Origin of the sequence: Aeromicrobium choanae (assembly GCF_900167475.1) — a bacterium.
In the GTDB taxonomy this organism is placed as follows: domain Bacteria; phylum Actinomycetota; class Actinomycetes; order Propionibacteriales; family Nocardioidaceae; genus Aeromicrobium; species Aeromicrobium choanae.
In genome coordinates this window covers 3,395,991-3,421,926 of the sequence record NZ_LT796768.1, presented here as the reverse complement: position 1 = coordinate 3,421,926, position 25,936 = coordinate 3,395,991, and the positions used below count along the sequence as shown (strand labels likewise).

At 70.6% G+C, this 25,936-nt stretch carries 27 protein-coding genes; 12 read left to right on the top strand and 15 right to left on the bottom strand.

Translation table 11 applies throughout. From position 1 onward, the window contains the following. From B5D60_RS16985 to B5D60_RS16620, 5 genes are all read right to left on the bottom strand, one after another. Positions 1–1,004 (bottom strand): DUF222 domain-containing protein (locus tag B5D60_RS16985; protein ID WP_078701193.1); only part of this gene is annotated, 1,004 nt, incomplete at its 3' end. Positions 1,005–1,013: 9 nt separating this feature from the next. After that, the gene (locus B5D60_RS16635; protein ID WP_078701192.1) at positions 1,014–1,697 is read right to left on the bottom strand and encodes a hypothetical protein; all 684 of its coding nucleotides are present in this window, start codon (positions 1,695–1,697) and stop codon (positions 1,014–1,016) included. Continuing rightward, on the bottom strand, positions 1,694–2,218 hold the full coding sequence (locus tag B5D60_RS16630; RefSeq protein WP_078701191.1) for a metallophosphoesterase family protein: 525 nt from the start codon (positions 2,216–2,218) through the stop codon (positions 1,694–1,696). The genes B5D60_RS16635 and B5D60_RS16630 overlap by 4 nt, the downstream gene beginning before the upstream one ends. Positions 2,219–2,226: 8 nt before the next feature. Further along, positions 2,227–2,742, bottom strand: a complete 516-nt coding sequence (locus tag B5D60_RS16625) for a macro domain-containing protein (RefSeq protein ID WP_078701190.1) — start codon at positions 2,740–2,742, stop codon at positions 2,227–2,229. Between the two features lie 15 nt (positions 2,743–2,757). Continuing rightward, positions 2,758–3,681, bottom strand: coding sequence for a DMT family transporter (locus B5D60_RS16620; RefSeq protein WP_172806399.1), 924 nt, complete (start codon positions 3,679–3,681; stop codon positions 2,758–2,760). Positions 3,682–3,750: 69 nt separating this feature from the next. Here B5D60_RS16620 and B5D60_RS16615 point away from each other — a divergent pair, with 69 nt between their 5' ends. Both B5D60_RS16615 and B5D60_RS16610 read left to right on the top strand, forming a co-directional pair. After that, positions 3,751–4,647 carry a LysR family transcriptional regulator gene (locus B5D60_RS16615; protein WP_078701188.1) on the top strand — a complete coding sequence of 299 codons (897 nt, stop codon included), beginning with the start codon at positions 3,751–3,753 and terminating at the stop codon, positions 4,645–4,647. 37 nt (positions 4,648–4,684) lie between these two features. Continuing rightward, a complete protein-coding gene (locus B5D60_RS16610) occupies positions 4,685–5,584 on the top strand; it encodes an EamA family transporter (RefSeq protein WP_078701187.1) in 900 nt (299 codons plus the stop codon). A gap of 7 nt (positions 5,585–5,591) precedes the next feature. On the opposite strand, the gene B5D60_RS16605 is transcribed toward B5D60_RS16610, so the two are convergent. From B5D60_RS16605 to B5D60_RS16595, 3 genes are all read right to left on the bottom strand, one after another. Further along, positions 5,592–6,050, bottom strand: a complete 459-nt coding sequence (locus B5D60_RS16605; RefSeq protein WP_153303078.1) for a hypothetical protein — start codon at positions 6,048–6,050, stop codon at positions 5,592–5,594. A gap of 16 nt (positions 6,051–6,066) precedes the next feature. After that, on the bottom strand, positions 6,067–7,461 hold the full coding sequence (locus tag B5D60_RS16600) for a VWA domain-containing protein (RefSeq protein ID WP_078701185.1): 1,395 nt from the start codon (positions 7,459–7,461) through the stop codon (positions 6,067–6,069). A gap of 76 nt (positions 7,462–7,537) precedes the next feature. Beyond that, positions 7,538–8,422, bottom strand: coding sequence for an AAA family ATPase (locus B5D60_RS16595; protein WP_197684351.1), 885 nt, complete (start codon positions 8,420–8,422; stop codon positions 7,538–7,540). Positions 8,423–8,445: 23 nt separating this feature from the next. Here B5D60_RS16595 and B5D60_RS16590 point away from each other — a divergent pair, with 23 nt between their 5' ends. The 6 genes from B5D60_RS16590 (at position 8,446) to B5D60_RS16565 (ending at position 12,155) form a co-directional block, all read left to right on the top strand. After that, a complete protein-coding gene (locus tag B5D60_RS16590; protein ID WP_078701184.1) occupies positions 8,446–8,841 on the top strand; it encodes an SRPBCC family protein in 396 nt (131 codons plus the stop codon). A gap of 13 nt (positions 8,842–8,854) precedes the next feature. Then, positions 8,855–10,144 carry a M20/M25/M40 family metallo-hydrolase gene (locus B5D60_RS16585; protein WP_078701183.1) on the top strand — a complete coding sequence of 430 codons (1,290 nt, stop codon included), beginning with the start codon at positions 8,855–8,857 and terminating at the stop codon, positions 10,142–10,144. 75 nt (positions 10,145–10,219) lie between these two features. Beyond that, the gene (locus tag B5D60_RS17145; RefSeq protein WP_197684350.1) at positions 10,220–10,441 is read left to right on the top strand and encodes a YtxH domain-containing protein; all 222 of its coding nucleotides are present in this window, start codon (positions 10,220–10,222) and stop codon (positions 10,439–10,441) included. Beyond that, positions 10,438–10,845 carry a phage holin family protein gene (locus B5D60_RS16575; protein ID WP_078701181.1) on the top strand — a complete coding sequence of 136 codons (408 nt, stop codon included), beginning with the start codon at positions 10,438–10,440 and terminating at the stop codon, positions 10,843–10,845. Before B5D60_RS17145 ends, B5D60_RS16575 begins: the two co-directional genes overlap by 4 nt. Positions 10,846–10,857: 12 nt before the next feature. Further along, positions 10,858–11,124, top strand: coding sequence for a DUF3618 domain-containing protein (locus B5D60_RS16570; RefSeq protein ID WP_078701180.1), 267 nt, complete (start codon positions 10,858–10,860; stop codon positions 11,122–11,124). After that, positions 11,124–12,155 carry a YihY/virulence factor BrkB family protein gene (locus tag B5D60_RS16565; protein WP_078701179.1) on the top strand — a complete coding sequence of 344 codons (1,032 nt, stop codon included), beginning with the start codon at positions 11,124–11,126 and terminating at the stop codon, positions 12,153–12,155. The genes B5D60_RS16570 and B5D60_RS16565 overlap by 1 nt, the downstream gene beginning before the upstream one ends. Here B5D60_RS16565 and B5D60_RS16560 read toward each other — a convergent pair whose 3' ends face one another. Together B5D60_RS16560 and B5D60_RS16555 are read right to left on the bottom strand one after the other, a co-directional pair. After that, positions 12,156–12,341, bottom strand: a complete 186-nt coding sequence (locus B5D60_RS16560) for a DUF5703 family protein (RefSeq protein WP_078701178.1) — start codon at positions 12,339–12,341, stop codon at positions 12,156–12,158. Further along, on the bottom strand, positions 12,338–13,291 hold the full coding sequence (locus tag B5D60_RS16555) for an aldo/keto reductase (RefSeq protein WP_078701177.1): 954 nt from the start codon (positions 13,289–13,291) through the stop codon (positions 12,338–12,340). The genes B5D60_RS16560 and B5D60_RS16555 overlap by 4 nt, the downstream gene beginning before the upstream one ends. Before the next feature lie 48 nt (positions 13,292–13,339). Here B5D60_RS16555 and B5D60_RS16550 point away from each other — a divergent pair, with 48 nt between their 5' ends. Continuing rightward, the gene (locus B5D60_RS16550) at positions 13,340–14,173 is read left to right on the top strand and encodes an undecaprenyl-diphosphate phosphatase (protein WP_078701176.1); all 834 of its coding nucleotides are present in this window, start codon (positions 13,340–13,342) and stop codon (positions 14,171–14,173) included. 79 nt (positions 14,174–14,252) lie between these two features. On the opposite strand, the gene corA is transcribed toward B5D60_RS16550, so the two are convergent. Then, positions 14,253–15,194: a magnesium/cobalt transporter CorA gene (gene corA / locus B5D60_RS16545; RefSeq protein WP_231948925.1), complete on the bottom strand. Its 942-nt coding sequence runs from the start codon at positions 15,192–15,194 to the stop codon at positions 14,253–14,255. A gap of 59 nt (positions 15,195–15,253) precedes the next feature. Between corA and mshC the strand changes: the two genes are divergently transcribed. After that, positions 15,254–16,477: a cysteine--1-D-myo-inosityl 2-amino-2-deoxy-alpha-D-glucopyranoside ligase gene (mshC, locus tag B5D60_RS16540; protein WP_078701175.1), complete on the top strand. Its 1,224-nt coding sequence runs from the start codon at positions 15,254–15,256 to the stop codon at positions 16,475–16,477. 61 nt (positions 16,478–16,538) lie between these two features. On the opposite strand, the gene B5D60_RS16535 is transcribed toward mshC, so the two are convergent. The 3 genes from B5D60_RS16535 to B5D60_RS16525 all read right to left on the bottom strand — a co-directional run bounded on the left by B5D60_RS16535 (position 16,539) and on the right by B5D60_RS16525 (position 22,738). Further along, positions 16,539–17,387, bottom strand: a complete 849-nt coding sequence (locus tag B5D60_RS16535) for a PAC2 family protein (RefSeq protein ID WP_231948924.1) — start codon at positions 17,385–17,387, stop codon at positions 16,539–16,541. 9 nt (positions 17,388–17,396) lie between these two features. Beyond that, positions 17,397–21,125, bottom strand: coding sequence for a methionine synthase (gene metH, locus B5D60_RS16530; RefSeq protein WP_078701174.1), 3,729 nt, complete (start codon positions 21,123–21,125; stop codon positions 17,397–17,399). A 161-nt stretch (positions 21,126–21,286) separates the two neighbouring features. Further along, a complete protein-coding gene (locus B5D60_RS16525; protein WP_231948923.1) occupies positions 21,287–22,738 on the bottom strand; it encodes an MDR family MFS transporter in 1,452 nt (483 codons plus the stop codon). A gap of 169 nt (positions 22,739–22,907) precedes the next feature. Here B5D60_RS16525 and B5D60_RS16520 point away from each other — a divergent pair, with 169 nt between their 5' ends. Then, the gene (locus tag B5D60_RS16520; RefSeq protein WP_153303077.1) at positions 22,908–23,876 is read left to right on the top strand and encodes a carboxypeptidase-like regulatory domain-containing protein; all 969 of its coding nucleotides are present in this window, start codon (positions 22,908–22,910) and stop codon (positions 23,874–23,876) included. Positions 23,877–23,927: 51 nt separating this feature from the next. Then, positions 23,928–24,749, top strand: a complete 822-nt coding sequence (locus tag B5D60_RS16515; protein WP_078701171.1) for a class I SAM-dependent methyltransferase — start codon at positions 23,928–23,930, stop codon at positions 24,747–24,749. On the opposite strand, the gene B5D60_RS16510 is transcribed toward B5D60_RS16515, so the two are convergent. Beyond that, positions 24,746–25,903 (bottom strand): epoxide hydrolase family protein, encoded by a 1,158-nt coding sequence (locus tag B5D60_RS16510; RefSeq protein WP_078701170.1) that lies wholly within the window; start codon positions 25,901–25,903, stop codon positions 24,746–24,748. The two genes, B5D60_RS16515 and B5D60_RS16510, sit on opposite strands and share 4 nt — an antisense overlap. Between the last annotated feature and the right edge of the window lie 33 nt (positions 25,904–25,936).

The following is a 25,936-nucleotide window of genomic DNA, read 5'->3' as shown; positions in this document are numbered from 1 at the left end:
GCGTGGTCGAGGTCGGTCTCGTGGACGGGTGCACGGCAGCCGGCGACTCTGCAGGTGCCGTCTCGCCATCTCAGTGCTTGGCGAAGTGACTCCGGTGGTCGGTAGCCCAGGACCGTGGTGTCGAGGACCTCGCCGATCGGGTCGAGCACCAGTCTGCGGAACACGGTGTGCTCGGACTGGGCGAGCTCGCGAACCCACTCGGCGCCGACGGGCTCGCCGTCTAGGGTCAGGCCCGGGCCGTCGGTGAGGCCGATGAAGTCGGTGGCCGGGATGCTGATCGCGATCTCGGCGCGGATGTCGGCGGGTCCCGTGCACGACGTGAGCCAACCGACGAGCTGGTCGGCCTGCTTCTGGTCGCGGGTGCGGCGGTCCTTCTCGCCCGTCTCCGGGTCGACCGCCGGCACGGCCCGGGCCGCGCGGCGCAGGCGGTCGCCGATGACGATGGCGCCACCGGTGGGCAGCAGCGCGTTCAACCACGAGGTGCCGTCGTCGTTGTGCGTGATTGACACGCGACGGTCCTCGGTGGCGCGCGCGGTCTCGGCGCTCACCTCCTGCGGCTCGAGCCGCGCACGGAGCCGGCGCAGCCAGGCCCTCAGCTCGGCGATCGTGTGGGTGGCCGCGTACTCGGGGGCCGAGCGCTCCAGCACCGTGAGCGCCTCGGGGGTCTGCAGCTTCTCCGCCGTGGCCGCGATCGCCGAGACCCGCACGGAGTCGATGTCGCCCTCGCGGAACGACTCCCACACCTGCGGGGTCCTGTCGGTGATCGTGGAGGCTTCGTGGACCAGAGCCCACACGTGCTGCTCGCTGACATGCAGTGCCTGGGCGAGCTCGAGCGTGACCTCGCGACGCCCCAGATCCTTCGACAGGAGGATGTCGTCGGTGCGGTCGATCTCGGCGGTTCGCTTGGCGTGGAAGTGGACGACGAACTCCCACTCCTCGAACTCGGCGATCGCCCGCGCGCGCCGCACCGCATCGCCTGCGGTGATCGCCCGGTTGAACTCCATGCACCCAACTTAGTGGGCGCCACCGACAGAATTCGTGCGGTCGATCAGTTCCAGGATGGCGGCGCCCACGGCAGCCGGATCGACCAGCTGGTGGAGGTGCCCGCCATCGATGGTCGTCGTGGGCCAGCCGTTCTCCTGCGCGAACCGGCGTTCCGCCGCGTACGTGTCGCCGAAGGCGAGGTACGCCGCCGGGCGCTCGGACCATCCGCGGGGGACCGGCACGCTGCTCGTGAAGTACGACAGGGGCAGCCGCTGCTGCTCGGACGCGACCGTCTCGAAGGCGTGGTCGTCGGGGAACAGGTCGGCGGTGTCGGGCCACCAGTCGGTCCACCGGGGCAGGCGGCCGTCCGGCTCGACCAGGCCTCGGAGGAAGGCGAGGAACTGGTCCGGGGCGAGCCTCGACTCCGGGTCGTCGGCGGCAGGCAGGGCTGCGTCGACGTGGACGGTGCGCTCCACGTCCAGGAGGGTGCCGAGCCGAGGGGCGTAGAGACCGGCGTTGCTGTGCGGGACCAGAGTGACCGGTCCTGATGGAGCCGCGCGGACGACCGCGTCGAGAATCCGCTGCGGGGTGCGCGGCTCAGAGCCGAAGTCCACCACCGTGGCGCCCTGGCCTCGGTCGTGCAGCCAGGCCTCCACCGGCCGCCAGGTGGCGGGCCCGAGGAGAGGACTGGGCACGAGGAGGAGCTCGGTCATCGCGCCCGCGCCGGCGTCCTCGGTGGCAGCTCGTGCAGCTCGACGTCGCGCAGGACGCCCGCGTCGGCCACCGCCGTCATGTACGTGCAGAACGGCTGGCGGCGCCGGTCGGTGGGGGAGCCGGGGTTCAGCAGGCGGAGCCCGGTCCCGGTGGTGGTGTCCCACGGGATGTGGCTGTGGCCGAACACGAGGACGTCCACGTCGGGGTACTCCGCGCTGCACCGGGCCTCGCGACCCTGCGACGCGCCCGTCTCGTGCACGACTGCGAACCGGACGCCGTCGATCTCGGCCCGGGCCACGAGCGGCAGGCGCTCACGCAACTCGCCGTGGTCGTTGTTCCCGTAGACCGCGACGAGCCGCTTCGCTCGGGCCTCGAGGTCGTCGAGCGTGGCCACGTCCACCCAGTCGCCGGCATGGAGCACGACGTCGGCCACGTCCACCGCGTCCCACACCTGCGCGGGGAGCTGCTTCGCCCGCTTGGGCAGGTGGGTGTCCGCGATCAGCAGCAGTCGGGTCGGCATGGGGACAGTCAACCCGGTTCGTCGGTGGCCGCGAGCGCGGCTTCGATCTCCCGCTGCGCCGCCGCGTCGTACCCGACCAGGATCACGTGCTCCACGTCCGTGGAGCCTGAGCGGACCGCACGCACGGCGGCCGCGACCGACTCGGCCTTCGACCAGCCGTAGACGCCGGCACCCACCAGCGGGAACGCGACCTCGCGCGCCCCGAGCTGGTCCGCGATCTCGAGGGAGCCGCGGTAGCAGGACTCCAGCAGTGCGGGGTCGGTCTGCCCCGCGTGCCGGTTCGGGCCCACCGTGTGGATGATCCAGCGTGCGGGGAGGTCGCCGGCGGAGGTCCAGCCGGCGTCGCCCGTGGGCAGCCCGTCGGGGAACCGGGCGATGCAGTCGGCGAGCACCGCCGGGCCGCCCGCGGCGTGGATCGCCCCGTCCACCCCGCCGCCGCCCCGCATCGCCGAGTTGGCGGCGTTCACGATCGCGTCGACCTCGAGGGTCGTGATGTCGGCGTGGATCGCGGTCAGTCGCACCATGGGCCGATCGTAGGCTCAGCGCTCGGGCACGACCACTTCGACGGGCGTGCGGTCGATGGCCGTGCCGAAGCGGTGCGACACGAAGGCACCGAGGCCGATGAGCGTGAGCCCAGCGAGAGCGCTCGCATGGATCGGCTCGTCGAGCGCGACGATGCCGACGACCATCGCCACGGCGGGGGGCAGGTAGGACGAGGTCGAGGCCGTCGCGGCGCCCAGCCCGTCGACCATGACGTAGTAGAGGATGAACGCGATCCCGGTGCACAGCAGTCCCAGCCCGAGGACCGTACCGAGGAGCGCCTTCGGGTCGTCCGCGACGTCGGTGATGCCGTCCAGGTCGACGACGACGAGGAGCAGGATGCCGCCGAGCACGAGCTGGTAGGTGGTCGCGGCCGACGGATGGATCTCGAGCGGTGTGATGAACCGCCGCGCGTACGGGAACGACAGCCCGACGAAGACGCAGCCGGCGAGCATCCACCCGACTCCGGCCAGGTCGACGGAGCCGGCATCCCAGGGCTGCGCCAGCAGCACCACGCCGCCCACACCGGCGACGAGACCCACCGCACGCCCCCTGTTCATCCGCTCGTCGGCGAGCATGAGGCTGGCGCTGACCGTCGCGAACAGCGGGATCGTCCCCGTCAGCGCTCCGGCGATGCCTGTCTCGAGCAACGTGGTGCCGACCGCGAACGCGTAGTAGTAGAACGCGGCCGCCAAGATCGACATCGCCAGGAAGTGGTGGGCATGGCGCCAGTGACTCCAGCTCAGGTGACCGCGTACCAGCGCGTAGACGGCGACGGGCAGTGCGCCGAACACCACGCGGATGAGAGCGGTCTGCGCCGGGCTCACGACATCGGTCGCCCACCGCATGAACAGGAACGTCATGCCCCAGATCACGCCGACGGTCACGTACGCCACCGTCCCTGCGCGCCGACTCGCCTTCACGAGCGCCAATCTAGGCCCGTTCTCCCGGCGCGAGAAGTGCGCGACGGATCACAGCGATACGCTCCACGCATGAGTCTGGAGCTGCGTCATCTCCGCACACTCGTGGCCGTCGCGGAGGAGGGCAGCTTCACCGCCGCCGCCGCGCTCCTCGGCGTCTCCCAGCCGACCCTCTCGCGCACCGTGTCGCAGGTGGAGGAGCTGGTCGGACGCCGGCTCGTGGAGCGCACCACGCGACACGTCGCACTGACACCTGCCGGCGAGTCCCTCGCGCTCGAGGCGCGGGCGATCCTCGCGCGACTCGACCGGGCGCTGGCCGCCGTCACCGCCGAGGGCGCCGCAACCCTGAGGCTCGGATGGACCTGGGCCGCGTTCGGCGCCCAGACCGCCCCGCTGCTCACATCCTGGCGCCACGCCGACCGCGCGGAGCTGTCGATCGTCCGGACCACCGAGCCCTTCCGCGACCTCGACTCCGGGGCGATCGACGCGGCGATCTGCCGGACGGTGCTTCCGGAGGAGGTCGATCTCGGACGGTACGACACGGCCCACCTCTACACCGAGAGCCTGCTGGCGGCGGTGTCGGTGCACGGTCATCTCGCCGAACGGTCGAGCGTCACCCTGGCCGATCTGGCCCGCGAGCGGGTGGCGCTGGGCTCGACCGCGTCCACCGTGACGCCACGGCTCTGGGAGGGCCTGGGCATCGTCCCGACCACCGTGGAGGTCGAGACGATCGACGAGTGGCTGACCCGCATCACGCTGCAGGACTTCGTCGGTCTCACGCCGCTGACCTCCGCCTACAGCTATCCCCACCCCGAAGTGCGGTACCTGCCGATCTCGGACGCGCCGCTGGTGGAGGTCTCGCTGGCGTGGCCCCACGCCCATCCCCATGTCGAGGTGGAGCAATTCGCCTCCTTCGCCCGCAGGCACTTCCGCGATCTCGCCGAGGAGGTCGAGCGGCGGGACGTCTGAGCGGAATACGCCGGCCCCGGACGGGCTTGTGATCTGAGTGGACCCGAGATGGAGCACGCCCCTGCTGACGGCGATCGCGCCCATCGCGTGGGGATCGACCTACTACGTCACCAGTGCCTTCCTCCCGCCCGACCGGCCCCTGTTCGCCGCGCTGATGCGTGCGCTGCCGATCGGTCTGCTGCTGCTCGCGCTGCGTCCCACGCTGCCCACGGGATCGTGGTGGTGGAAGTCGCTCGTGCTGGGAACGTTGAACATCGGTGCCTTCTTCGTGCTGATCTTCGTCGCTGCGTACCGCCTGCCCAGCGGCATGGCCGCCACGCTCACCGCCACCGCGCCGATCGCGATGATGCTGGTGGCGTGGCTGCTGATCGCCGAGAGGCCGCGGCTGACCTCGCTGGGCGCCGCCGTGCTCGGGATCGCCGGGGTCGCGCTGCTCGTGCTCCGGGCGGGGTTCGCCGTCGACATGCTCGGGGTCGCCGCCTCGCTCAGCGCCGTCGTGATGTCGTCCTTCGGCTACGTGCTGCTGAAGCGCTGGACGGCCCCGGTGGACCTGCTGACGCTGACCGCCTGGCAGCTCGTCGCCGGAGGGCTGCTCCTGCTCCCGGTGGCGCTCGTCGTCGAGGGACGGCCGCCGGCCGTCGACGGTCCCGCCGTGCTCGGGTTCCTCTACATCGGCCTGGTGGCCACGGGCCTGGCGAACTACGTCTGGTTCCGTGGCCTCCAGCGGATGCCGGCCGCGTCGGTGTCCCTCATCGGGTTGCTGAACCCCGTCTCGGGCACCGTGCTGGGCGTCGCGCTCGCGCACGAGGTCTTCGGACCCGTCCAGGCGATCGGGATGCTGCTCGTGCTGGTGGGAGTGCTGCTCGGTCAGCAGCCCGTCCAGCGGGCACTCGGCCAGCTGCTGCGCCGGGAGAGGTCTCCCGCGCGGGTGCGCTGACCGCCCGTCACTCCTCGCGCTCGATCCAGGCCTGCTGGCCGGGCTCGATCGAGTCGAGGACCACGCTTCCGAACGCGCCGAGGACGAAGGTCACGGGCTCGTCCTCGTCGACGCCCTCCGGGAGCTCGAACGTGGAGGTGGTGGGGACGTAGTCCATCGTCGCGGGCCGGCCCTCCTCCGGGCTCACCTGGACGACGACCTTCTGGCCCTCGGCGTTGACCTGGTGGACCACGGCCGGGTTCGTGCTGCTGCCGTAGGTGATCACGTGGATCTGGCCGTCCTCGCCAACCGCGACGCCAGCGGGGGAGTCGAGCGTCTCCTCGACGCCGGGCGGGACGCCGCGGCTGGGCGCGGGAGTGGCCGACGTGGCGGCGCCGCTGCCGGGGGAGTCGTCCCCGGACGAGCCGCACGCGGCCAGGGCAAGTGCCAGTACCGGCAGCACCGCAAGACGGGTCAGTGAGCGCATGGGCTCCCTCCTTCGCTCAGACAGGAAGCAATCGTGTCACGAAGTGCGTCAGCTGATCCACGTTGGCGCACTCGTGCATCGGAACGATCTCGGCGTACGCGAGCGCCTCGGAGTCGCCGAGGCCCCAGCGGGTGTGGTGCTCGGGGTTCAGCCAGTACGTCCGACGCGACCGCATCGCGATCTCGTGGAGGGCGTCGAACCGCGGATTCTGGTTGTTGTTGCGGGCATCGCCGAGGATCAGCACGGCCGTGCGCGGACCGACCGCGTCGAGGAAGAACTCCTGGAAGTCCAGGAAGGCCTCGCCGTAGTCGCTGCTGGTGTGCCACTTCGTGATGCGGGCCTCGGCCCGGATCCGCGACTCGATGTCACCGCCGCCGGCGACCGCGCCGTCGCGCACGATCTCGGTGACCTCGGCCATCGCGTTGACGAAGGCGAAGACGCGGATCTTGCTGAACTGCGCGCTGAGCGCCTGCGTGAGCAGCATCGTGAAGCTCGAGAAGCCGGACACCGAGCCCGAGACGTCGCACAGCAGCACGAGCTCGGGGCGGGTCGGGCGCGGCTTCTCGAAGACGGGCCTCATCGGCACGCCGCCGGTGCCCATCGCGCGGCGCAGGGTGCGGCGCATGTCGATCTTGCCGCGACGGCGACGCCGGCGACGCGCCGACAGCCGCGTGGCCAGGACGCGCGCGAGGGGGCGCACGGAGCGGCGCAGCTCCTCCAGCTGCTGGCGGTTCGCGCTGAGGAAGTCGACGCGGTCGCTCGAGGTGCGAACGGCGTGGCGGGCCACGAGCTCGCGTCCGCGGAGCTCGGCGGACCGGCGGCGCGCCTCGGCCTGCACCATCTCGCGGAAGGCCTCCACGCCCTGGCGCACCTCGTCGCGCGCGAGGCGGTCGGTGAACTGGGTGCCGAGGCCCTGGCCGCCGCTGCCGCTGCCGCCGCCGGGGCGCATGGCCATCGCGGCGGCGATCAGCGTCTGGGGCTGGAGCCGGTCGATCGTCTGGTAGGCCGACCAGCCGGCGGTGTCGGTGCCGGGCTGTCCGACCTCGCCCAGCACGTCGACGGCGATCTCGGCGATCTGGGCCAATGTGCGGGGGTCGCGGTCGAGCAGCGCCATGAGGAGGAGCTCGCGAATCTGCTGGACGTCGAGGTTCTCGGCGACATCGCGGGCGGCCTCGGGCCGGCCCACGCCGACGGGGAAGAACAGGTCGAAGGTCTGGTCGAAGACGTCGCGCTGCCCGCCGCGTCGCACCAGCGCGGCGGCGAGGCCCTCCCGCAGGAGGTCGCGGTCGTCGAGCCCCAGCACGCGCATGACGTCGGCGGCGTCGATCGACTCGCTGGGGCCGGCGTTGACGCCCTTGGCGCGAAGCGCCTCGACGAACTCGACCAGCCGGGTCGCGAGCTGGGTGCTCATGCCACTGCGCCCGAGGAGAGACGACGGTACGGACGCATCGACCTGAGGTGTCGAATGCTCGCTCGCTGGCGCTCGCTCATGAGAGCACGGCGTCCAGGTCCAGCTTGGTGCGGGCCTTGTCGATGTCGTCCTGGTGCTTCAGCACGACGCCCAGGCTCTCGGAGACGACCTCGGTGGTGAGCGTGTCGGCGCCGAGCGCGACGAGTGTGCGCGCCCAGTCGAGCGTCTCCGAGACGGACGGTGCCTTGCGCAGCGGCATCGCGCGCAGCGCGTTGATCACGCGGACGAGCGAGTCGGTGAGCGCGTCGTCGAGGTCGGGCACCTTGAGCGCCACGATGTCACGCTCGAGGTCGGCGTCGGGGAACTCGATGTGCAGGAAGAGGCAGCGGCGGCGCAGGGCCTCGGACAGCTCGCGGGTCGCGTTGGAGGTCAGCACCACGAAGGGGCGCTGCGTGGCCGTGACCGTGCCGAGCTCGGGGATCGTGATCTGGAAGTCGCCGAGCACCTCGAGCAGCAGGCCCTCGATCTCGACGTCGGCCTTGTCGGTCTCGTCGATCAGCAGCACGGTCGGGCCGTCGTTGCGGATGGCCGAGAGCAGCGGGCGCGGCAGCAGGAACTCCTCGGAGAAGATGTCCGACTTCGCCTCGCTCCAGGACTCGTCGTTCCCGGCCGAGATGCGCAGCAGCTGCTTCGCGTGGTTCCACTCGTAGATCGCGCGGGACTCGTCGACGCCCTCGTAGCACTGGAGACGGACGAGCTCGGCGCCGCAGGCCTGCGCGACGGCGCGCGAGAGCTCGGTCTTGCCGACACCCGCCGGCCCTTCGACCAGCAGCGGCTTGCCCAGCTCGCTGGCCAGGAAGACGGTGGTGGCGACGGCGTCGGAGGCGAGGTAGCCCGCCGTGGCGAGCCGGGCCTTGACGTCGGCGACCGAGGTGAACGGCATGGTGCCCTTGTTGAACATGGATTCAACTCTACGCTGTCCCCATGCCCAGAACGGTAGTGAGGTACACGACACACCTCGACGCGGTGGACGCGTTCGCCCGCGTGACCGACTGGGAGCGCCATCGCGTGCCGCTCACGACGATCACGATCACGCCCGAGGGCTTCACCGCCAGGACCGCGGTGGGACCGGTCGGATTCGACGATCCGATGCACGTCACCCGCTGGGAGCCGCCGCACCGCGCCGACCTGCAGAAGCAGGGCCGGGTGATCCGCGGGAATGCGACGATCACGGTCGAGCCGAGCGGCTCCGGCTCCGGATCCGTGGTCACGTGGGACGAGGACGTCAGCGTGATCGGTGTCCCGAGGCTGCTGGACCCGGTCGTGAGCCGCCTGCTCCGGCTCATGGTCTCGACGGTGCTGCGCCGCCTGATGGCCTGACTAGGCTGGGCGCATGACCGCCGCCGAGAACGAGGTCGTCGACCTCTGCCGTGACCTGATCCGGATCGACACGTCCAACTTCGGCGACTCGTCCGGACCGGGGGAGCGCGTGGCGGCCGAGTACGTCGCCGCGAGCCTCGCCGAGGTCGGCATCGAGTCCACGATCCTCGAGTCGGAGACGGGCCGAGCGTCGGTCCTGGCCCGCTGGGGCAACCAGGACTCCCCGCGCCCCGGACTCGTGATCCACGGTCACCTCGACGTCGTGCCCGCGCAGGCCGCCGACTGGTCGGTCGACCCGTTCGCCGCCGAGATCGTCGACGACTACGTCGTGGGCCGCGGCGCGGTCGACATGAAGGACTTCGACGCGATCCTGCTGGCGGTGGTGCGCGAGCGCCAGCGCGCCGGCCGGATCCCCGACCGCCCGATCCTGCTGGTCTTCACGGCTGACGAGGAGGCCGGCGGCCAGCTCGGCGCCCACTGGCTCGTCGCCGAGCACCGCGAGTGGTTCGAGGGTTGCACCGAGGCCATCGGCGAGGTCGGCGGCTTCTCCACCGAGGTCGGCGGCAAGCGCCTGTACCTGCTGGAGTCCGGCGAGAAGGGCATCGCGTGGCTGCGCCTCACGGCCTCGGGCACGGCGGGCCACGGCTCGATGCGGAACCACGACAACGCGATCACCCACCTCGCCCGCGCGCTCGTGCGCATCGGCGAGCACGAGTGGCCGGTCGAGCCCGGTCCGTCGATGCTGCTCCTCCTGGAGAAGGTGCGCGAGCTCACCGGTCTCGAGGGCACCCCCGACGAGCTGCTGGAGCACTTCGGTCCCGCGGTGCGGATGATCGGGTCGGGGCTGCGGAACTCGACGAACGCGACGATGGCGCAGGCCGGGTACAAGCACAACGTCGTGCCGGGCGAGGCGGTCGCGTACGTCGACGGCCGTCCGCTGCCCGGTCACCACGAGACCTTCGTCTCGCGCGTACAGGACATCGTCGGCGACGGCGTCCGGGTGGAGCCGTACCACGAGGACATCCCGCTGGAGTACGGCTTCGAGGGCGACCTCGTCGACGCGATGACGGTGTCGCTGCTCAAGCACGACCCCGAGGCGCACGTGGCGCCGTTCCTCATGTCGGGCGGCACCGATGCGAAGGCCTGGCACAAGCTCGGCATGACCTCCTACGGCTTCACGCCGCTGCGGCTGCCCGGCGACCTCGACTTCACGGCGCTGTTCCACGGCGTCGACGAGCGCGTGCCGATCGACGCCCTGCAGTTCGGCACTCGCGTCTTCGACGAGTTCCTCGATCTGGCCTGAGTCCGCATGACCCGGCGTCGGCTGGGTACACCCTCGTGGCAAGCAATCACACCGACGAGAGTGGGGGTGGCCACCATGGCCGGAAAGTTGACGTTCCTCGTGGGAGCGGCGGCCGGATACGTTCTGGGGACGCGTTCGGGACGAGAGCGCTACGACCAGATCGTGAGCCAGGCGCAGCGCCTGTGGAAGGACCCGCGGGTCCAGGACGCCACCGAGAAGGTGCAGCACGCGGCGCAGGAGCACATGCCGGGGTCGACCAGCGGCCCGGGCTTCGACAGCGGAGTCGGCGGGCGATGAGCCAACACGAGTCCGGTCGCGACTCGGCCTCGACCTCCGAGCTGATCTCGAGGCTCAGCGACGAGCTCAAGACGCTGGTGCGCGACGAGATGCGCCTCGCGCAGATCGAAGTCGGCAGCAAGGCCAAGCGAGCGGGCGTCGGCGCCGGGATCATCGGCGCCGGCGGCCTGCTGGCGCTCTACGGCCTCGGCGTGCTGATCGCCGCGGCCGTCCTGGCGCTGGCGCTCGTCGTCGACGCCTGGCTGGCCGCCCTGATCGTCGCGGTCGTGATCCTCGTGATCGCCGGCATCGCGGCGCTGCTGGGCAAGAAGCGCGTCCAGGAGGCCGGTGCACCGGTACCCCAGGCGACCGTCGAGAGCGTCAAGGCCGACGTCGACGCCGTCCGTCACGCCCGAGACCACTAACCGGAGGACACCATGACCGATCCACACGAATCCGAAGTCCTGCGCGACGAGGTCGAGAAGACCCGCGAGAACCTGGCGGAGACCGTCGATGAGCTGGCGGCCAAGTTCGACGTCAAGAGCAGGGCCAAGGAGTCGGCGCACGAGTTCACGGCGTCCGCCAAGGAGACCGTGGTCGACCCCGACGGCAAGCCGCGGCCGGAGGTGCTGTCGCTCGCGGCCGGGATCACCTGCCTGGTGCTCGCCTTCGCCGTGCTGCGATCGCTGCGCCGGAGCAGCTGATGGCGTCCGAGCCCGGGGGCGAGCACGCGCCGAGCTCGCCGAAGGACCTCAAGAAGCGGCCGTGGCTCTACGTGGTGCGCAAGACCGTGCGGGAGTTCTCCGAGGACCAGGGGACCGATCTCGCGGCGGCACTGACGTACTACTCGGTGCTGGCGCTCTTCCCGGCCATGCTGGCGATGCTGTCGCTCATCGGCCTCTTCGGGCGCAGCGAGCAGACGGTCGACGCGATCCTGCAGATCCTGCGCGACGTGGGCGCGTCCGGCGCCGCCTCCACGCTCGAGCCGACGCTCATGCAGCTGGGGCAGAACCAGAGCTCCGGGCTCGGCTTCGTCATCGGGCTCGCGGCGGCGCTGTGGTCCGCATCGGCGTACGTCAACGCGTTCTCGCGGGGCATGAACCGCATCTACGAGATCGACGAAGGACGGCCGTTCTGGAAGCTGCGTCCGATCATGCTGCTGCTGACGCTCGTCACCGTGATCCTCGCGGCGCTCGTCGGGCTGAGCCTCGTGCTCACCGGACCGGCCGCCGAGGCGGTGGGCACGGCGATCGGCATCGGCGCGACCGCGGTGACCGTGTGGAACATCGCCAAGTGGCCCGTGATGCTGCTCGTGGTCGTGCTGATCGTGGCGCTGCTGTACTACGTCACGCCCAACGTGAAGCAGCCGCGCTTCCGCTGGATCAGCGTGGGCGCCGTCATGGCGATCCTCACGTGGATCCTCGCCTCGGTGCTGTTCGGGCTCTACGTGGCGAACTTCTCGAACTACGACAAGACGTACGGCGCGCTGGCCGGTGTCATCGGGTTCCTGTTGTGGCTGTGGATCACGAACCTCGCGCTGGTCTTCGGCGCCGAGCTCGATGCCGAGCTGGAGCGCGGCCGCGAGCTGCAGGCGGGACTGCCCGCGGAGGAGGAGATCCAGCTGCCTCCACGGGACACGACCGTGATCGAGAAGAACCGCAAGAAGTACGAGGCCGACGTCAAGCGCGGCCGCGAGCTGCGCCGCACCCACGGGGAGTCGGACGACCCGAGCTGATCAGACCGTGGCTCGCATGCGGATGATCTTGCGTCGCAGTCGCACGGTGCGGTGCCCCGTGGGGTCCTTGCGCAGGCGGTCGAGCTCCCAGCCCTGGAACTCCGCCGCCTGCGTCAGCCACTGACACACGGCGTTGCGCGACTTCGTCCGGGAGATGGAGACGTCCCAGAACTCGTACTCGATCATCGAACTCCTTCGGACACGTCACTGAGTGCGGCAACGATCTCGGAGGGGAGCTCCACCAGCTCCGAGCCGAGGGACTCCTGCAGCTGCGCGGTGGTGCGGGCGCCGACGATGGCCGACGCCACGAGCGGCTGGTCGCGCAGCCACGCCAGCGCGACGTGCGAGATCGGCACGCCCAGGCCCTCGGCGGCGGCGGCCAGGGCGTCGACGACGCGAGCCTTCGACGGGGTCAGGTGCGGGGCGACGAACGCCTCCCAGCGGGCGTCCGCGGCCCGCGAGTCGGTGGGGACCCCGCCGCGGTACTTGCCGGTGAGGACGCCGCGGCCGAGCGGCGACCAGGCCAGGATGCTGAGCCCGGCGTGCTGCGCGGCGGGGATGACCTCGATCTCGGGCTCGCGCCGCACGAGGGAGTACTCGACCTGGGTGCTGACCAGCGGCACACCGCCGCCGAGCCGCGCGAACGCGTGCTGGGCGGCCACGGTCTGCCATCCGGTGAAGTTGCTGATGCCCGCGTAGCGGACCTTGCCCGAGCGCATGGCCTGGTCGAGGGCGGCCATCGTCTCGTCGACGGGGACGGACTCGTCGAAGCGGTGGACCTGCCACAGGTCGAGGTGGTCGGTGCCGAGATCGGCCAGCGACTGGTCGAGCTGGCGCAGCAGCGAGCGCAGCGACCCGTCGGTGACGACCCGGCCGTCGCGACGGACGACGCCCGCCTTGCCGGCCAGCACGACCTCGTCGCGGACGCCGTGCTTGTCCAGGAGGGCGCCGATGACCCGCTCGCACGCGCCGTCGCCGTAGATGGGGGCCGTGTCGAGCAGCGTGCCGCCGGAGTCGAGGAAGAGCCGCAGCTGCTCCTCGGCCGCATACTCGTCGACCGCCGCGCCCCAGGACATCGTCCCGAGTGCGAGCCGCGACACCTGGAGACCCGAGCTCCCGAGCCGACGCACGTGCATGCGACGAGATTAGTCGGTGCCCTGAAGGTTCGTGTGTAGGCTCGCACGGTGGATCTGCTGCGCTCCGTGATCCTGGGCATCGTCCAGGGCCTGACCGAATTCCTTCCGATCTCGAGCAGTGCGCACCTGGCGATCGTGCCGCAGCTGCTCGGCTGGGAGGACCCCGGCGCCGCCTACACGGCGGTGGTCCAAATCGGCACCGAGCTCGCGGTGATCCTCTACTTCTGGCGCGACATCTGGACCATTGGGTCCGGCTGGGTGCGCGGCGTGTTCAGCGCGAAGGCCCGCCAGGCCCCCGAGTGGCGCATGGGCTGGTTCATCATCATCGGCTCACTGCCGATCGTGATCCTCGGTCTGCTGCTGGAGGACCTGATCGACCGGGAGTTCCGGAACCTGTGGTTCATCGGCACCATGCTGATCGTGCTGGGTCTCGTGCTCGGGCTGGCCGAGAGGATCGGACGCAAGACCAAGCCCATCGGCGACCTCTCCACCCGCGACGCGATCCTCCTGGGCGTGGCCCAGGCGTGCGCGCTCGTGCCCGGCGTCTCGCGCTCCGGCGCCACCATCTCGATGGGCCTGTTCCTGGGCTACGAGCGCCAGGCCGCCACGCGCTACGCCTTCCTGCTCGCGATCCCCGCCGTGGTGGGCGCCGGCGTCTACAAGCTGAAGGACATCCCGGGCGGCGAGAACGCCTACGGCATCGGCCCCACCCTCGTCGGCACGGTCGTCTCGTTCGTCGTCGGCCTCGCGGTCATCCACTGGCTGCTGCAGTACGTCAGCAACCACTCGTACAAGCCCTTCGTGATCTACCGCGTCGCGCTGGGCTCGCTCGTGCTGATCTTGCTCTCCGCCGGAGTCATCACCGCCACCGTCGCCGCCTGACCGGGGCGGGGCGCCGCCCGGCGACGAACGATGATGCATCTGGGTACCTCAGCGGGGCTCAATGCATCATCGTTCGTCCCTATAGCCAGCCGGACTTCTTGAAGCGCCAGTAGACGTAGAGGCAGGCGCCGCCCATCGCGGCGAGGCAGGCGGGGTAGCCGTAGGTCCAGGTCAGCTCGGGCATGTGCTCGAAGTTCATGCCGTAGATCCCGGCCACGGCGGTGGGGATGGCGAAGAGGGTCGCGCCGGCGGTCAGCTTCCGCATGTCCTCGTTCTGCTGGACGCTCAGCTGCGCGAGGTGGGCGTTCAACGCGTTGGACAGCAGGCTGTCGATCGAGTCGATGGCGTCGAGCGCGCGCTGGAGGTGGTCGCCGATGTCGCGGAAGTAGGGGCGCAGGTCCTCGGGCTCTGCCACCTGGGCGAAGCGCAGGATCGGGTCGCGCAGCGGGGCGACCGCATGACGGAACTCGAGGGTCTCGCGCTTGAGGCGGTAGATGCGGGCGGAGTCGCGCGTGCGGTCGGCCGAGAAGACCGAGGACTCGACCTCCTCGACGTCGGTCACCAGTTCGGCGGCGACGTCCTCGTAACGGTCCACGATCGTGTCCACGAGGGCGTGCACCGCGGCGATCGGGCCCTGCTTGAGCCGGTCGGGGACCATCTCGGCGCGGTGACGCGCCATCGACAGATGGGGCCCGCCGTGACGGACAGTCAGCACGTAGTGGCGCCCGAGGCAGATGTTGACCTCGCTCGTGGTGATGTCGTCGTCGCTGTACGACACGATTCGCAGCGACAGGAAGAGGTGGTCGCTGAAGCGGTCCACACGAGGCCGCTGGTGCGGTGCCAGCGTGTCCTCGATCGCGAGGGGATGCAGTCCGAGGGCCCCGCCGAGGCGCTCCATCTCCTCGTGCGTGGGGTCGCTGACGCCGATCCAGAGGAAGTCCTGGCCCGTCAGGTCGGCCAGCGTGTCGTCCAGGGTCTCGGGGTCGCGGTCGGTCTCCTCGCGCACTCCGTCGAGATACACCGCGCAATCCATGATCACCTGCTCATTGTGGACTTCACCGTCCCGATAGGCTCGACGACATGCAGAGTTGGTCCCGCCCGCCGATCCCACGACTCTCCGACTCCGGGCTCGGTTCGGGACCGGGTCTCCACGTCCACGACACCGCCCGCCGCGAGGTCGTCCCGTCCACGCCCGAGGGCGCCGCCCGGCTCTACGTCTGCGGCATCACGCCGTACGACGCGACGCACCTGGGTCACGCCAACACGTACCTGGCGTTCGACCTGCTGCAGCGAGTCTGGCTCGACCAGGGTCTCGACGTGCACTACACGCAGAACGTCACCGACGTCGACGACCCGCTGCTCGAGCGCGCCACCGCCACCGGCATCGACTGGGTCCAACTGGCCGAGCGCGAGACGCAGCTCTTCCGCGAGGACATGACCGCGCTGCGCATCCTGCCGCCCGAGCACTACGTCGGAGCGGTCGAGTCGATCCCGCTCGTGGTCGACCTCGTGAAGCGGCTGGAGAAGACGGGCGCCGTCTACAAGGTCGACGACGACCTGTACTTCGAGGTGCGCTCCGCGGCCGGCTTCGGCTCGGTCTCGGGCCTCGACACCGAGACGATGCTCAAGATCTTCCCCGAGCGCGGGGGCGACCCCGACCGGCTCGGCAAGCGCGACCCGCTCGACTGCCTGCTGTGGCAGGCCGAGCGGCCCGGCGAGCCGGCATGGGACACGGAGCTGGGCCGTGGCCGCCCGGGCTGGCACATCGAGTGCTCGGCGATCGCGCTGCACCACCTCGGCACGGGATTCGACGTGCAGGGCGGGGGATCCGACCTCGTGTTCCCGCACCACGAGATGTCCGCCGCCGAGGCCGAGTCGGCCACCGGCGAGCCCTTCGCGCGCGCCTACGTCCACGCCGGCATGGTCGGCTACGAGGGCGAGAAGATGAGCAAGTCCAAGGGGAACCTGGTGCTCGTCTCGAAGCTGCGCGCCGAGGGTCGCGACCCGATGGCGATCCGCCTCGCGCTGCTGGCGCACCACTACCGCGAGGACTGGGAGTGGTTCGGCGACGCGATCGAGGCGGCCGAGACGCGACTCGCCACCTGGCGCGCCGCGGCGGACCGCTCGACCGGCCCGTCGGGTGCCGAGCTCGTGGAGCAGCTGCGGGCCGCGCTGGCGAACGACCTGGACGCGCCGGCCGCCCTGAAGGTCGTGGATGCCTGGTCGGCGTCCACGGGCAAGGACGCGGAGGGTCCTGCGACGATGCGCACCGCCGTCGACGCGCTGCTCGGCATCGAGCTCTGACGCAGCGACGGTCTCGATACGCCGGCTCGTTCCTCGCCGAGCCACTCGACCTCGGGGACCGTCAGGCGTCGTCGCTGCCGCGACGGCGCAGGTAGCGCTCGAACTCGCGGGCGATCGCGTCGCCGGAGGCCTCGGGCGTGTCGCCGGCGTCGCGTTCGTTCTCCAGCGTGCGGACGTAGTCGAGCAGGTCCTCGTCCTGCTCCATGAGGTCGTCGGCGCCACGCTGCCAGGCCTCGGACATCTCGCGCAGGACGCCCTGGGGCAGACCGACCCCGATCGCGTCCTCGAGGGCGCCCAGGAGCCCGAGCGTGGCCTTGTAGCAGGGCGGCTCGGCCACGTAGTGCGGCACGGCGGCCCAGATGCCCGCGGTGGCCAGGCCCGCGCGCGCGGCGACGTCGCTGAGCACCGTGGTGATGCCGATCGGCCCGGTGTAGCGGGACTGGTCGAGCGACAGACGCTCCATCAGCACGGGGTCGTTCGTCGAGCCCGTGACGGGCACCGGGCGGGTGTGGGGCGTGTCGGCCAGCAGGGCGCCGAGGGTGATCAGCTCCTGGACTCCGGCGGCCTGCGCCAGCTCCACCACCGACGCGCAGAAGGCCTGCCAGCGGTAGTTCGGCTCGACGGCGCGCAGCAGCAGGACGTCGCGGTCCTGACCGGGAGGGTGGGCCAGGTACAGCGTGGGGGTGGGCCACACGATGTCGCGGCTGCCGTTCTCCGACGGGGCGATGACCGGGCGGACGGCCTGGAAGTCGTAGAACTCCTCGGGGTCCAGCTCGGCGAAGATCTCGGCGTCCCACTCCTCGAGCAGGTGGTCGACCGTGCTCGTGGCAGCGTCGGCCGCGTCGTTCCAACCCTCGAAGGCGGCCACCATCCACGGGTTCCTCAGGACGGGGATGTCGGCATCGGTCACACCTTCAGCCTACTCATCCTCGGTTCGGTAGCCGAGGTTCGGCGACAGCCACCGCTCGGCCTCGGCGATGGTCCAGCCCTTGCGCTCGGCATAGTCCTGCACCTGATCGCGGCCGATGCGCCCCAGGACGAAGTACTGCGACTGCGGATGCGAGAAGTACAGGCCGCTGACGGAGGCGCCCGGCCACATGGCCATGCTCTCGGTCAGCTCGATGCCCGTGCGTGCCTCCACGTCGAGAAGCGACCAGATCGTGCTCTTCTCGGTGTGCTCGGGGCAGGCCGGGTAGCCCGGCGCGGGCCGGACGCCGTCGTACTTCTCCTTGATGAGCTCGGTGTTGCTGAGCTTCTCGTCGGGGGAGTAGCCCCAGATCTCGGTGCGCACCCGCTCGTGCAGCCGCTCGGCGAACGCCTCGGCCAGCCGGTCGGCGAGGGCCTCCACCATGATCGCGGAGTAGTCGTCGAGCTCGGCCTTGAACTGCTCGACCTTCTCGGTGCTGCCCAGGCCGGCGGTGACCGCGAACGCGCCCACGTAGTCGGGCACGCCGGCCTCGACCGGGGCGACGAAGTCGGCCAGGGACCGGTGAGGGACGCCGGGACGGTGCTCGGTCTGCTGGCGCAGGTGGTGGAACCGGGTCAGCTCGGTGGTGCGGGACTCGTCGGCGTACACGATCGTGCTGTCGCCCTCGCGCGCCGCGTGGAAGAGACCCGCGACGCCGCGCGCCGTGAGCCAGTCCTCCTCGATCATCCGGTCGAGCATCGCGTTGGCGTCCTCATAGAGCTTGCGCGCGGCCTCGCCGTGGGTGGGGGAGTTGAGGATGTCGGGGAACGAGCCCTTCATCTCCCACGCGTTGAAGAACGGCTGCCAGTCGATGTACTCGCGCAGCTCACCGAGCGGGTAGGGGCCGAACTCCTGCACCCCCAGCTGGGTCGGCACCGGAGGCGTGTAGTCGGACCAGTCGATCGGGGTCTGACCGGCGCGGGCGGCGTCGAGCGGCAGCATCGTGCGCGCGTCACCGCGCGAGGCGTGGCGCTCACGCAGCGCGTCGTAGTCGGTCTTGATCTCGGCCATCAGCTTCGGGCGCTGGTCGTCCGACAGCAGCGCGGCCACGACGGGCACCGAGCGCGACGCGTCCTTCACCCAGACGACGGGGCCCGGGTACTTGCGGTCGACCTTGACGGCCGTGTGGGCGCGCGACGTGGTGGCGCCGCCGATGAGGAGCGGGATCTCGAACTCCTGGCGCGCCATCTCGGCGGCGAAGTTCTCCATCTCGTCGAGCGAGGGTGTGATGAGCCCGGACAGGCCGATGACGTCGGCGTGGTGCTCACGCGCGGCATCGAGGATCTTCTGCGCCGGCACCATGACGCCGAGGTCGATGACGTCGTAGTTGTTGCACTGCAGGACCACGCCGACGATGTTCTTGCCGATGTCGTGCACGTCGCCCTTGACGGTGGCCATGATGACCGTGCCGTTGCTGTTGCTCACGTCGTCGGGCGACTTCTCGGCCTCGATGTACGGGATCAGGTAGGCGACGGCCTTCTTCATGACGCGCGCCGACTTCACGACCTGGGGCAGGAACATCTTGCCGGCGCCGAACAGGTCGCCGACCACGTTCATGCCGTCCATGAGCGGACCCTCGATGACCTCGATCGGACGGCCGCCACGATCGGAGATCAGCTGGCGCAGCTCCTCGGTGTCGGACTCGACGTGGGCGTCGATGCCCTTGACGAGGGCGTGCGTGATCCGCTCGCCGACGGGCAGGTCGCGCCACTCCTCGGTGGCCGCCTCGGCCTTCTCGCCGGTGCCGGCGTAGTCGGACGCGATCTCCAGCAGCCGCTCGGCGGCGTCCTCACGACGGTTGAGGATGACGTCCTCGATGCGGTCGCGCAGCTCGGTGGGCACGGTGTCGTAGGGCACCAGGGCGCCGGCGTTGACGATGCCCATGTCCATGCCGGCCTCGATGGCGTGGACGAGGAAGACCGCGTGGATCGCCTCGCGGACCGTGTTGTTGCCGCGGAACGAGAACGACACGTTCGAGACTCCGCCCGAGATGAGGGCGCCGGGCAGGTTCTGCTTGATCCACCGCGTGGCCTCGATGAAGTCCAGGCCGTACGCGGCGTGCTCCTCGATGCCGGTGGCGACCGCGAAGACGTTCGGGTCGAAGATGATGTCCTCGGCCGGGAAGCCGACCTCCTCGGTCAGGATCCGGTACGCCCGCTGGCTGATCTCCTTGCGGCGCTCGAGGTTGTCGGCCTGGCCGTCCTCGTCGAAGCCCATCACCACGATCGCGGCGCCGTACTTGCGGCACAGGCGGGCGTGCTCGACGAAGGGCTGCTCGCCCTCCTTGAGGGAGATCGAGTTGACGATGCACTTGCCCTGGATGGCCTTCAGGCCCGTCTCGATGACCTCGAACTTCGACGAATCGACCATGACCGGGACGCGGCTGATGTCGGGCTCGCCCGCGATCAGCTTGCAGAATCGGTCCATCGCGGCGACGCCGTCGATCATGCCCTCGTCCATGTTGATGTCGATGACCTGCGCGCCGTTCTCGACCTGCTGCAGTGCCACCGCGAGGGCCGCGGGGTAGTCCTCGGCCTTGATGAGGTTGCGGAACCTCGCCGAGCCGGTGATGTTCGTGCGCTCGCCGACGTTCACGAACAGGGAGTCCTCGGTGACGATGAGCGGCTCGAGCCCCGACAGGCGCAGGGCGGGCGCGATCTCGGGCAGCTCGCGCGGGGGCAGGCCGTCCACGGTGGCGGCGATCGAGCCGATGTGCGCGGGGGTGGTGCCGCAGCAGCCGCCGACCACGTTGAAGAAGCCGCTCTCGGCGAACTCGCGCAGGATGGCCGCGGTCTGGTCGGGCGACTCGTCGTACTCGCCGAACGCGTTCGGCAGGCCGGCGTTGGGGTAGCAGGAGATGTGGCAGTCGGCGATGCGCGAGAGCTCGGCGATGTACGGGCGCATCTCGTCGGCGCCGAGCGCGCAGTTCAGCCCCACCAGCAGCGGCTTCACGTGGCGGACGGAGTGCCAGAACGCCTCGACCGTCTGGCCCGACAGGGTGCGGCCGGACGCGTCGGTGATGGTGCCGGAGATGACGACAGGCCAGCGGCGACCGGTCTCCTCGAAGAGCGTCTCGACGGCGAAGATCGCGGCCTTCGCGTTGAGCGTGTCGAAGATCGTCTCGATCATCAGCAGGTCGGAGCCGCCGTCGACCAGGCCGCGGGCGGCCGTGAGGTAGGCGTCGACGAGCTCGTCCCAGGTGACGTTGCGGGCGCCGGGGTCGTTGACGTCGGGGGAGATCGACGCCGTGCGGGTGGTGGGGCCGAGCGCGCCGGCCACGTAGCGCGGGTGGTCGGGCGTCCCGACGGCGTCCGCGGCGGCTCGGGCGAGTCGCGCCGAGGCGTAGTTCAGCTCGTACGCGAGGTCGACCATGTCGTAGTCGCGCAGCGAGATCGCGTTCGCGTTGAAGGTGTTGGTCTCGATGATGTCCGCGCCGGCCTCGAGGTACTCGCGGTGGATGTCCTCGATGATGTCGGGCTGGGTCAGCGTAAGGAGGTCGTTGTTGCCCTGGACGTCGCACGACCACTGCGCGAAGCGGTCACCGCGGTAGCCGGCCTCGTCGGGCCGGTCGCGCTGGATCGCAGTTCCCATCGCGCCGTCGAGCACGAGGATCCGTCGCGCCATCGCCTCGGTGAGGGCGTCGGTGGCGTCGGGGCGGAACTGCGGAACGAACTCGGTCATGGGTGGAAATCCTCAGCGGGCATCGGCGATGGATGCTGGGAACCTCCAGCCGGCGGCGGGCTCGCCTGGGCCTCGGGAAGGTTCCGAACGATGACGTTCACTCTACGGTAGTTCCCACCCGGTAACCGCGACCCGCCGCGGAGTGGAACGCGCCCCCCGGATCAGGCGGCGGGGACCTCCGCGCCCACACCGGACTTCGGGCCGCGGACGAACAGCGCCACCACGACGGCCAGCGCGGAGATCGCCCCGCCGTAGAAGAGCGCGGCGTGCACCCCGGCGGCAGTGGCGTCGACCACGGAGGCGCCGGCCTCGAGGTCGGCGACGGACCGACGGGTCATCACGGTCACGAAGAGCGCGGTGCCCGCGGCGCCGGCCACCTGCTGGAGCGTCGAGACGGTCGCGCTGCCGTGGGAGTACAGGTGGTGCGGCAGCGAGCCGAGCGCCGAGGTGAGCAGCGGGGTGAACATCAGCGCCAGGCCGATGCTCATCAGCACGTGGACGGCGACGACCGTGCCCTGCGACGTGCTCGTGCCGAACATCGCCATGGACCACAGGGCGACCGAGGTGACCGCCGCGCCGGGCGCCACGAGGGGGCGCGGACCGTGCCGATCGAAGAGCCGACCGACGAACGGCGCGAGCAGGCCCATCGTCAGGCCGCCGGGCAGCAGCACCAGACCGGTCTCCAGCGTGCTCAGACCGAGCACCGACTGCAGGTAGATCGGCAGCAGGATCAGGGTGCCGAAGAGCGCCATCATGCTGACCGCGACCAGGCTCGCCGCGATCGTGAAGGTGCGGTGGGCGAAGGTGCGCAGGTCGAGCAGGGCCCGCTCGCGCAGCGAGAGCTGACGCGCCACGAAGAAGGCCAGAGCGACGGCGCCGATGACGATCGGGACCCACGGCTGCACCGGGACCTCGCCCGCGGCGGCCTCACCGATGCTGCTCAGCCCGTAGATCAGGCCACCGAACGCCAGCGCGGAGAGGACGACCGACAGGGCGTCGATCGGCACGTCGACCGGCTCGGTGACGTTGCGCACCCACGCCGCGCCCAGCCCGAGCGCGACGAGCGCGATCGGCAGCACGAGCCAGAACATCCAGCGCCAGTCGAGCTGATCCAGCACGATGCCCGAGATCGTGGGGCCGATGGCGGGGGCCACCGAGATGACGATGGAGACCGTGCCCATCATTCGGCCGCGGCGGTCGGCCGGCACCAGGTTGAGGATCGTCGTGATCAGCAGCGGCATCATCAGCGCCGTGCCAACCGCCTGAACGGAGCGCGCCGCGACCAGGACCCCGAAGGTGGGCGCCAGCGCGGCGAGCAGGGTGCCGACCGTGAAGGAGATCATCGCCGCCATGAAGATCCGGCGCAGCGGGTAGCGCGTCAGCAGGAACCCCGTGATCGGGATGACCACGGCCATGGTCAGCAGGAACGCGGTCGTGAGCCACTGGGCCGTCGCGGCGGGCACGTCGAACTCCCGCATCAGCTCGGGCAGGGCGACGCTCATGATCGTCTCGTTGAGGATCACGACGAACGCCGAGCCGACGAGCAGGGCGATGAGGCGCCCGGCGCGGTCGGTGCTCGGAGCCGGGGGTGCCGAGAGGGCGGTGGTGGTCACGAAGCTCCTGGGAAGACGTCTGCGGGTGGTCGACCGAGGGCGGACGACAGGGACGTTCAACGCCCGAAGACCCCTGCATCTTCCCCATCCGCCCCAGCCGTGACATCTCTCACAGACCCGCCTAGGCTCGGGTGGAGCGCCCGAGAGACGGGCTCGGGGGGATGGTTCCATGCGTTGGATGGCGTCGGCCGTTGCGGCCTCGATGACGGTGGTGTTGGTGGGAGCGGGCGCCCAGCCTGCCGTGGCGGAGGCTCCGGACTCCGTCGTGACGGGGCGGATCGTCGATGACCTCGGTGGCCCGGTGAAGGGGATGAAGGTCAGGTTGGACCCGGAAGGCTCGGCCTCACCGATCGACCTCGTGACGTCGGCGACCGGCGAGTTCCGCACCGATGCCGCCGTTCCCGGCCAGTACACCCTGGCGGCGGAAGAGTCGTTCGACTACTGGGACCTCACACCGGTGAAGTACACCTGGCTCGGACCGGTCGCGGTGACGGTGCACGCCGGATCCACGTCGTTGGGCACGTTCACGGTGGCGCGCGGGGGAACGCTTCGCGCGACGGTCATGACGCCCACCGGGCACCGGCTGCCGGAGTACCTCGTCTACGCCGACGGTGCCGCGGGGCCGCTGTCGGGGAATCGCGACGCGTTCACCGACCAGCGCGGCATCCTCACCCTGCGCGGGCTGCCGGTCGGGTCGGTGCCGCTGGCCGGCACGAAGGACTGGTCGCCCCGTCTCCCGACCGTGAAGTTCCCGCCGGTCAGGATCTCCCAGCCCGGCGGGGTCGTCCGTGGAGTGAAGCTGGTCACGAAGGTGCACTGGTCGACGTTCCTGCGCGATCGCGGCTACGTGAAGGACGGCGTGCCGCTGGCCGGACCCGGAGAGGCGCGATTCGGTGTCCGGATCGGCAACACCTACGGCAAGGACGCGGAGTTCGACCTCTGGCGCGACAAGCCGCTGCGGCTCTCGCTCTACCGCGACGGCAAGCGGATCAAGAACCTGTACGTGAAGCTCGGGAAGTCCAAGATCTACACGCTCGGCAAGCAGCCCAAGGGCGAGCACACGTACAAGTGGATCTGGGGCGGCGACGCCGACACCTTCCGGATCGCGTCGAAGCCGCTGAAGATCACGGTGCGCTAGGGACGCTGTCCGTCTCTGGAACGTGCGCCGGGACGGGCGTACGTTGCAGACATGGACGACGCGGAGGCGGAGCGGGACGCGCAGTTCCGCGGCGGCATCCCGGAGGTCTACCAGCGGCTCCTCGTGCCGATGATCTTCGAGGAGCCGGCGGAGAGTCTCGCCCAGGTGGTCGCGGATCTCGCGCCGGGCGAGGTCGTCGAGACCGCGGCCGGCACCGGGGCGCTCACCGTCGCTCTGCTGCGGAGCTGTCCCGGCGCCAGGATCACGGCCACGGACCTCAACCAGCCGATGCTGGACGCCGCCGGAGCGGCCGTCCCGAACGAGGTGGTGACCTGGCAGCAGGCGGACGCGCTGGACCTGCCCTTCGACGACCGGGCCTTCGACGTGGTCGCCTGCCAGTTCGGTGCGATGTTCTTCCCCGATCGCGTCCTGGGGTACCGCGAAGCGGCCCGCGTGCTGCGGCCGGGCGGTTCGCTCGTCTTCAACGTCTGGGACCGGATCGAGACCAGCGAGGTCCCGTGGGTCATCCACGCCGCGCTCGTCACCGCCACGCCGGAGCACCCGGTGGACTTCCTGAGCCGCACGCCACACGGCTACTTCCACGTTCCGCGGATCAGGGACGACCTCGAGGAGGCAGGCATGCCGGGCGCCACCATCCGGGCCGTCGACGGGACGAGCCGCACCACCCCGGCGGAGGCCGCGAGGGCGTTCTGCCAGGGCACGCCGCTTCGGGTGGCGATCGAGCACCACGAGACCCTCACGGTCGACGATGCGACGGCGATCGCCGAGGACGCGCTGACACGGCACTTCGGTCCGGGGCCGATCGAGGCGCCGACCCGGTGGATCGAAGTGGTCGCGAAGACCGGAGGCTAGGGGCGGTCCGCGCTCGCAGTGCGGAGCGGCCGGAAGAAGTCACGGAGGTCGCGCACGAGGCGCTCGGGCTGCTCGAGCGCGAGGAAGTGGCCGCCGGGCTCGGGCCCTCGCCACAGCTGGATGTCCGTGTAGGTCCTGGCGGCGAACTCGCGCGGAAAGTGCGCGTCCTCCGGGGTGAGGATCAGGCCCGCCGGAGCGGTGACGGGCGGGAGTGGCGGCGTCGCGTCGTCGTCGCGGTAGGGCAGGAACGAGGTGCCGATCGTGTTGGTGACCCAGTACAGGGTGGCGATGCTCATCAGCGTTCCGCGGTCGATGGACGACTCCAGGTCCCCCTCGCAGTCGCTCCATTCGCGGTACTTCTCGACCAGCCAGGCGGCGAGGCCGGCGGGGGAGTCGGCGAGTCCCGCCGCGAGCGAGTTCGGCCGCGTGGCCTGGATCGCCGCGTAGCCGTCGTCGTGCCCGCCGGGGTCGTTGCTGCGCTCCTCGAGGTACCGCTGCTCGGCCGAGGAGAGCGGCCAGGCCGGATCGAGCTGGGGGTGGAGGTTCGGGTGATGGGTGAACACGCCGAGCACGCGCTGGGGATGGTTCGCGCCGAGGAAGTTCGTCACGTGGGAGCCGATGTCGCCGCCGTACGCGCCGAAGGAGCGGTACCCCAGCTGTTCCATCACCTCGACCCAGAGGTCGGCGATGCGTGACGGCTCGGTCGGCCCCTGCGGCAGCTGCTCGGAGAATCCGAATCCTGGGAGCGACGGGATGATCACGTCGAAGGCGTCGGTGGCGTCACCGCCGTGGCCTGCCGGGTCGGTCAACGGGCCGATCAGCGGGAGGAACTCGAAGAAGGAGCTCGGCCAGCCGTGCGTCAGCACGAGCGGGATCGGCGACACAGCGTCGCCACGCGCCGGAACGTGCAGGACGTGGATGTCGGCCCCGCCTGCCCGGACCAGCTGCTGCGGGATCTGGTTCACCGCGCGCTCGGTGGGCCCCCAGTCGAAGTCGGCCCACGACGCGACGAACGCGGCGAGGTAGTCCGGGTCGGTGCCGGCCTCCCAGCCGTCGCCGACGCGAGGCGAGAACCTCGTCCGCGCGAGTCGCTCGCGCAGGTCCGTCAGCGTGGCAGGAGGAATGTCGATCGTGAACTCGCGCACGTCGTTCATCTGCCGACAGTACAAGCCACCATCCGACACGAT

Bases quoted from the DNA above. Each gene is read 5' to 3' on its own strand.
- B5D60_RS16635 (WP_078701192.1), bottom strand. From the start codon at position 1,697: ATGACCGAGCTCCTCCTCGTGCCCAGTCCTCTCCTCGGGCCCGCCACC.
- B5D60_RS16630 (WP_078701191.1), bottom strand. From the start codon at position 2,218: ATGCCGACCCGACTGCTGCTGATCGCGGACACCCACCTGCCCAAGCGG.
- B5D60_RS16625 (WP_078701190.1), bottom strand. From the start codon at position 2,742: ATGGTGCGACTGACCGCGATCCACGCCGACATCACGACCCTCGAGGTC.
- B5D60_RS16615 (WP_078701188.1), top strand. From the start codon at position 3,751: ATGAGTCTGGAGCTGCGTCATCTCCGCACACTCGTGGCCGTCGCGGAG.
- B5D60_RS16605 (WP_153303078.1), bottom strand. From the start codon at position 6,050: ATGCGCTCACTGACCCGTCTTGCGGTGCTGCCGGTACTGGCACTTGCC.
- B5D60_RS16600 (WP_078701185.1), bottom strand. From the start codon at position 7,461: ATGAGCACCCAGCTCGCGACCCGGCTGGTCGAGTTCGTCGAGGCGCTT.
- B5D60_RS16595 (WP_197684351.1), bottom strand. From the start codon at position 8,422: ATGTTCAACAAGGGCACCATGCCGTTCACCTCGGTCGCCGACGTCAAG.
- B5D60_RS16590 (WP_078701184.1), top strand. From the start codon at position 8,446: ATGCCCAGAACGGTAGTGAGGTACACGACACACCTCGACGCGGTGGAC.
- B5D60_RS16585 (WP_078701183.1), top strand. From the start codon at position 8,855: ATGACCGCCGCCGAGAACGAGGTCGTCGACCTCTGCCGTGACCTGATC.
- B5D60_RS17145 (WP_197684350.1), top strand. From the start codon at position 10,220: ATGGCCGGAAAGTTGACGTTCCTCGTGGGAGCGGCGGCCGGATACGTT.
- B5D60_RS16575 (WP_078701181.1), top strand. From the start codon at position 10,438: ATGAGCCAACACGAGTCCGGTCGCGACTCGGCCTCGACCTCCGAGCTG.
- B5D60_RS16570 (WP_078701180.1), top strand. From the start codon at position 10,858: ATGACCGATCCACACGAATCCGAAGTCCTGCGCGACGAGGTCGAGAAG.
- B5D60_RS16565 (WP_078701179.1), top strand. From the start codon at position 11,124: ATGGCGTCCGAGCCCGGGGGCGAGCACGCGCCGAGCTCGCCGAAGGAC.
- B5D60_RS16560 (WP_078701178.1), bottom strand. From the start codon at position 12,341: ATGATCGAGTACGAGTTCTGGGACGTCTCCATCTCCCGGACGAAGTCG.
- B5D60_RS16555 (WP_078701177.1), bottom strand. From the start codon at position 13,291: ATGCACGTGCGTCGGCTCGGGAGCTCGGGTCTCCAGGTGTCGCGGCTC.
- mshC (WP_078701175.1), top strand. From the start codon at position 15,254: ATGCAGAGTTGGTCCCGCCCGCCGATCCCACGACTCTCCGACTCCGGG.
- metH (WP_078701174.1), bottom strand. From the start codon at position 21,125: ATGACCGAGTTCGTTCCGCAGTTCCGCCCCGACGCCACCGACGCCCTC.
- B5D60_RS16520 (WP_153303077.1), top strand. From the start codon at position 22,908: ATGCGTTGGATGGCGTCGGCCGTTGCGGCCTCGATGACGGTGGTGTTG.
- B5D60_RS16515 (WP_078701171.1), top strand. From the start codon at position 23,928: ATGGACGACGCGGAGGCGGAGCGGGACGCGCAGTTCCGCGGCGGCATC.
- B5D60_RS16510 (WP_078701170.1), bottom strand. From the start codon at position 25,903: ATGAACGACGTGCGCGAGTTCACGATCGACATTCCTCCTGCCACGCTG.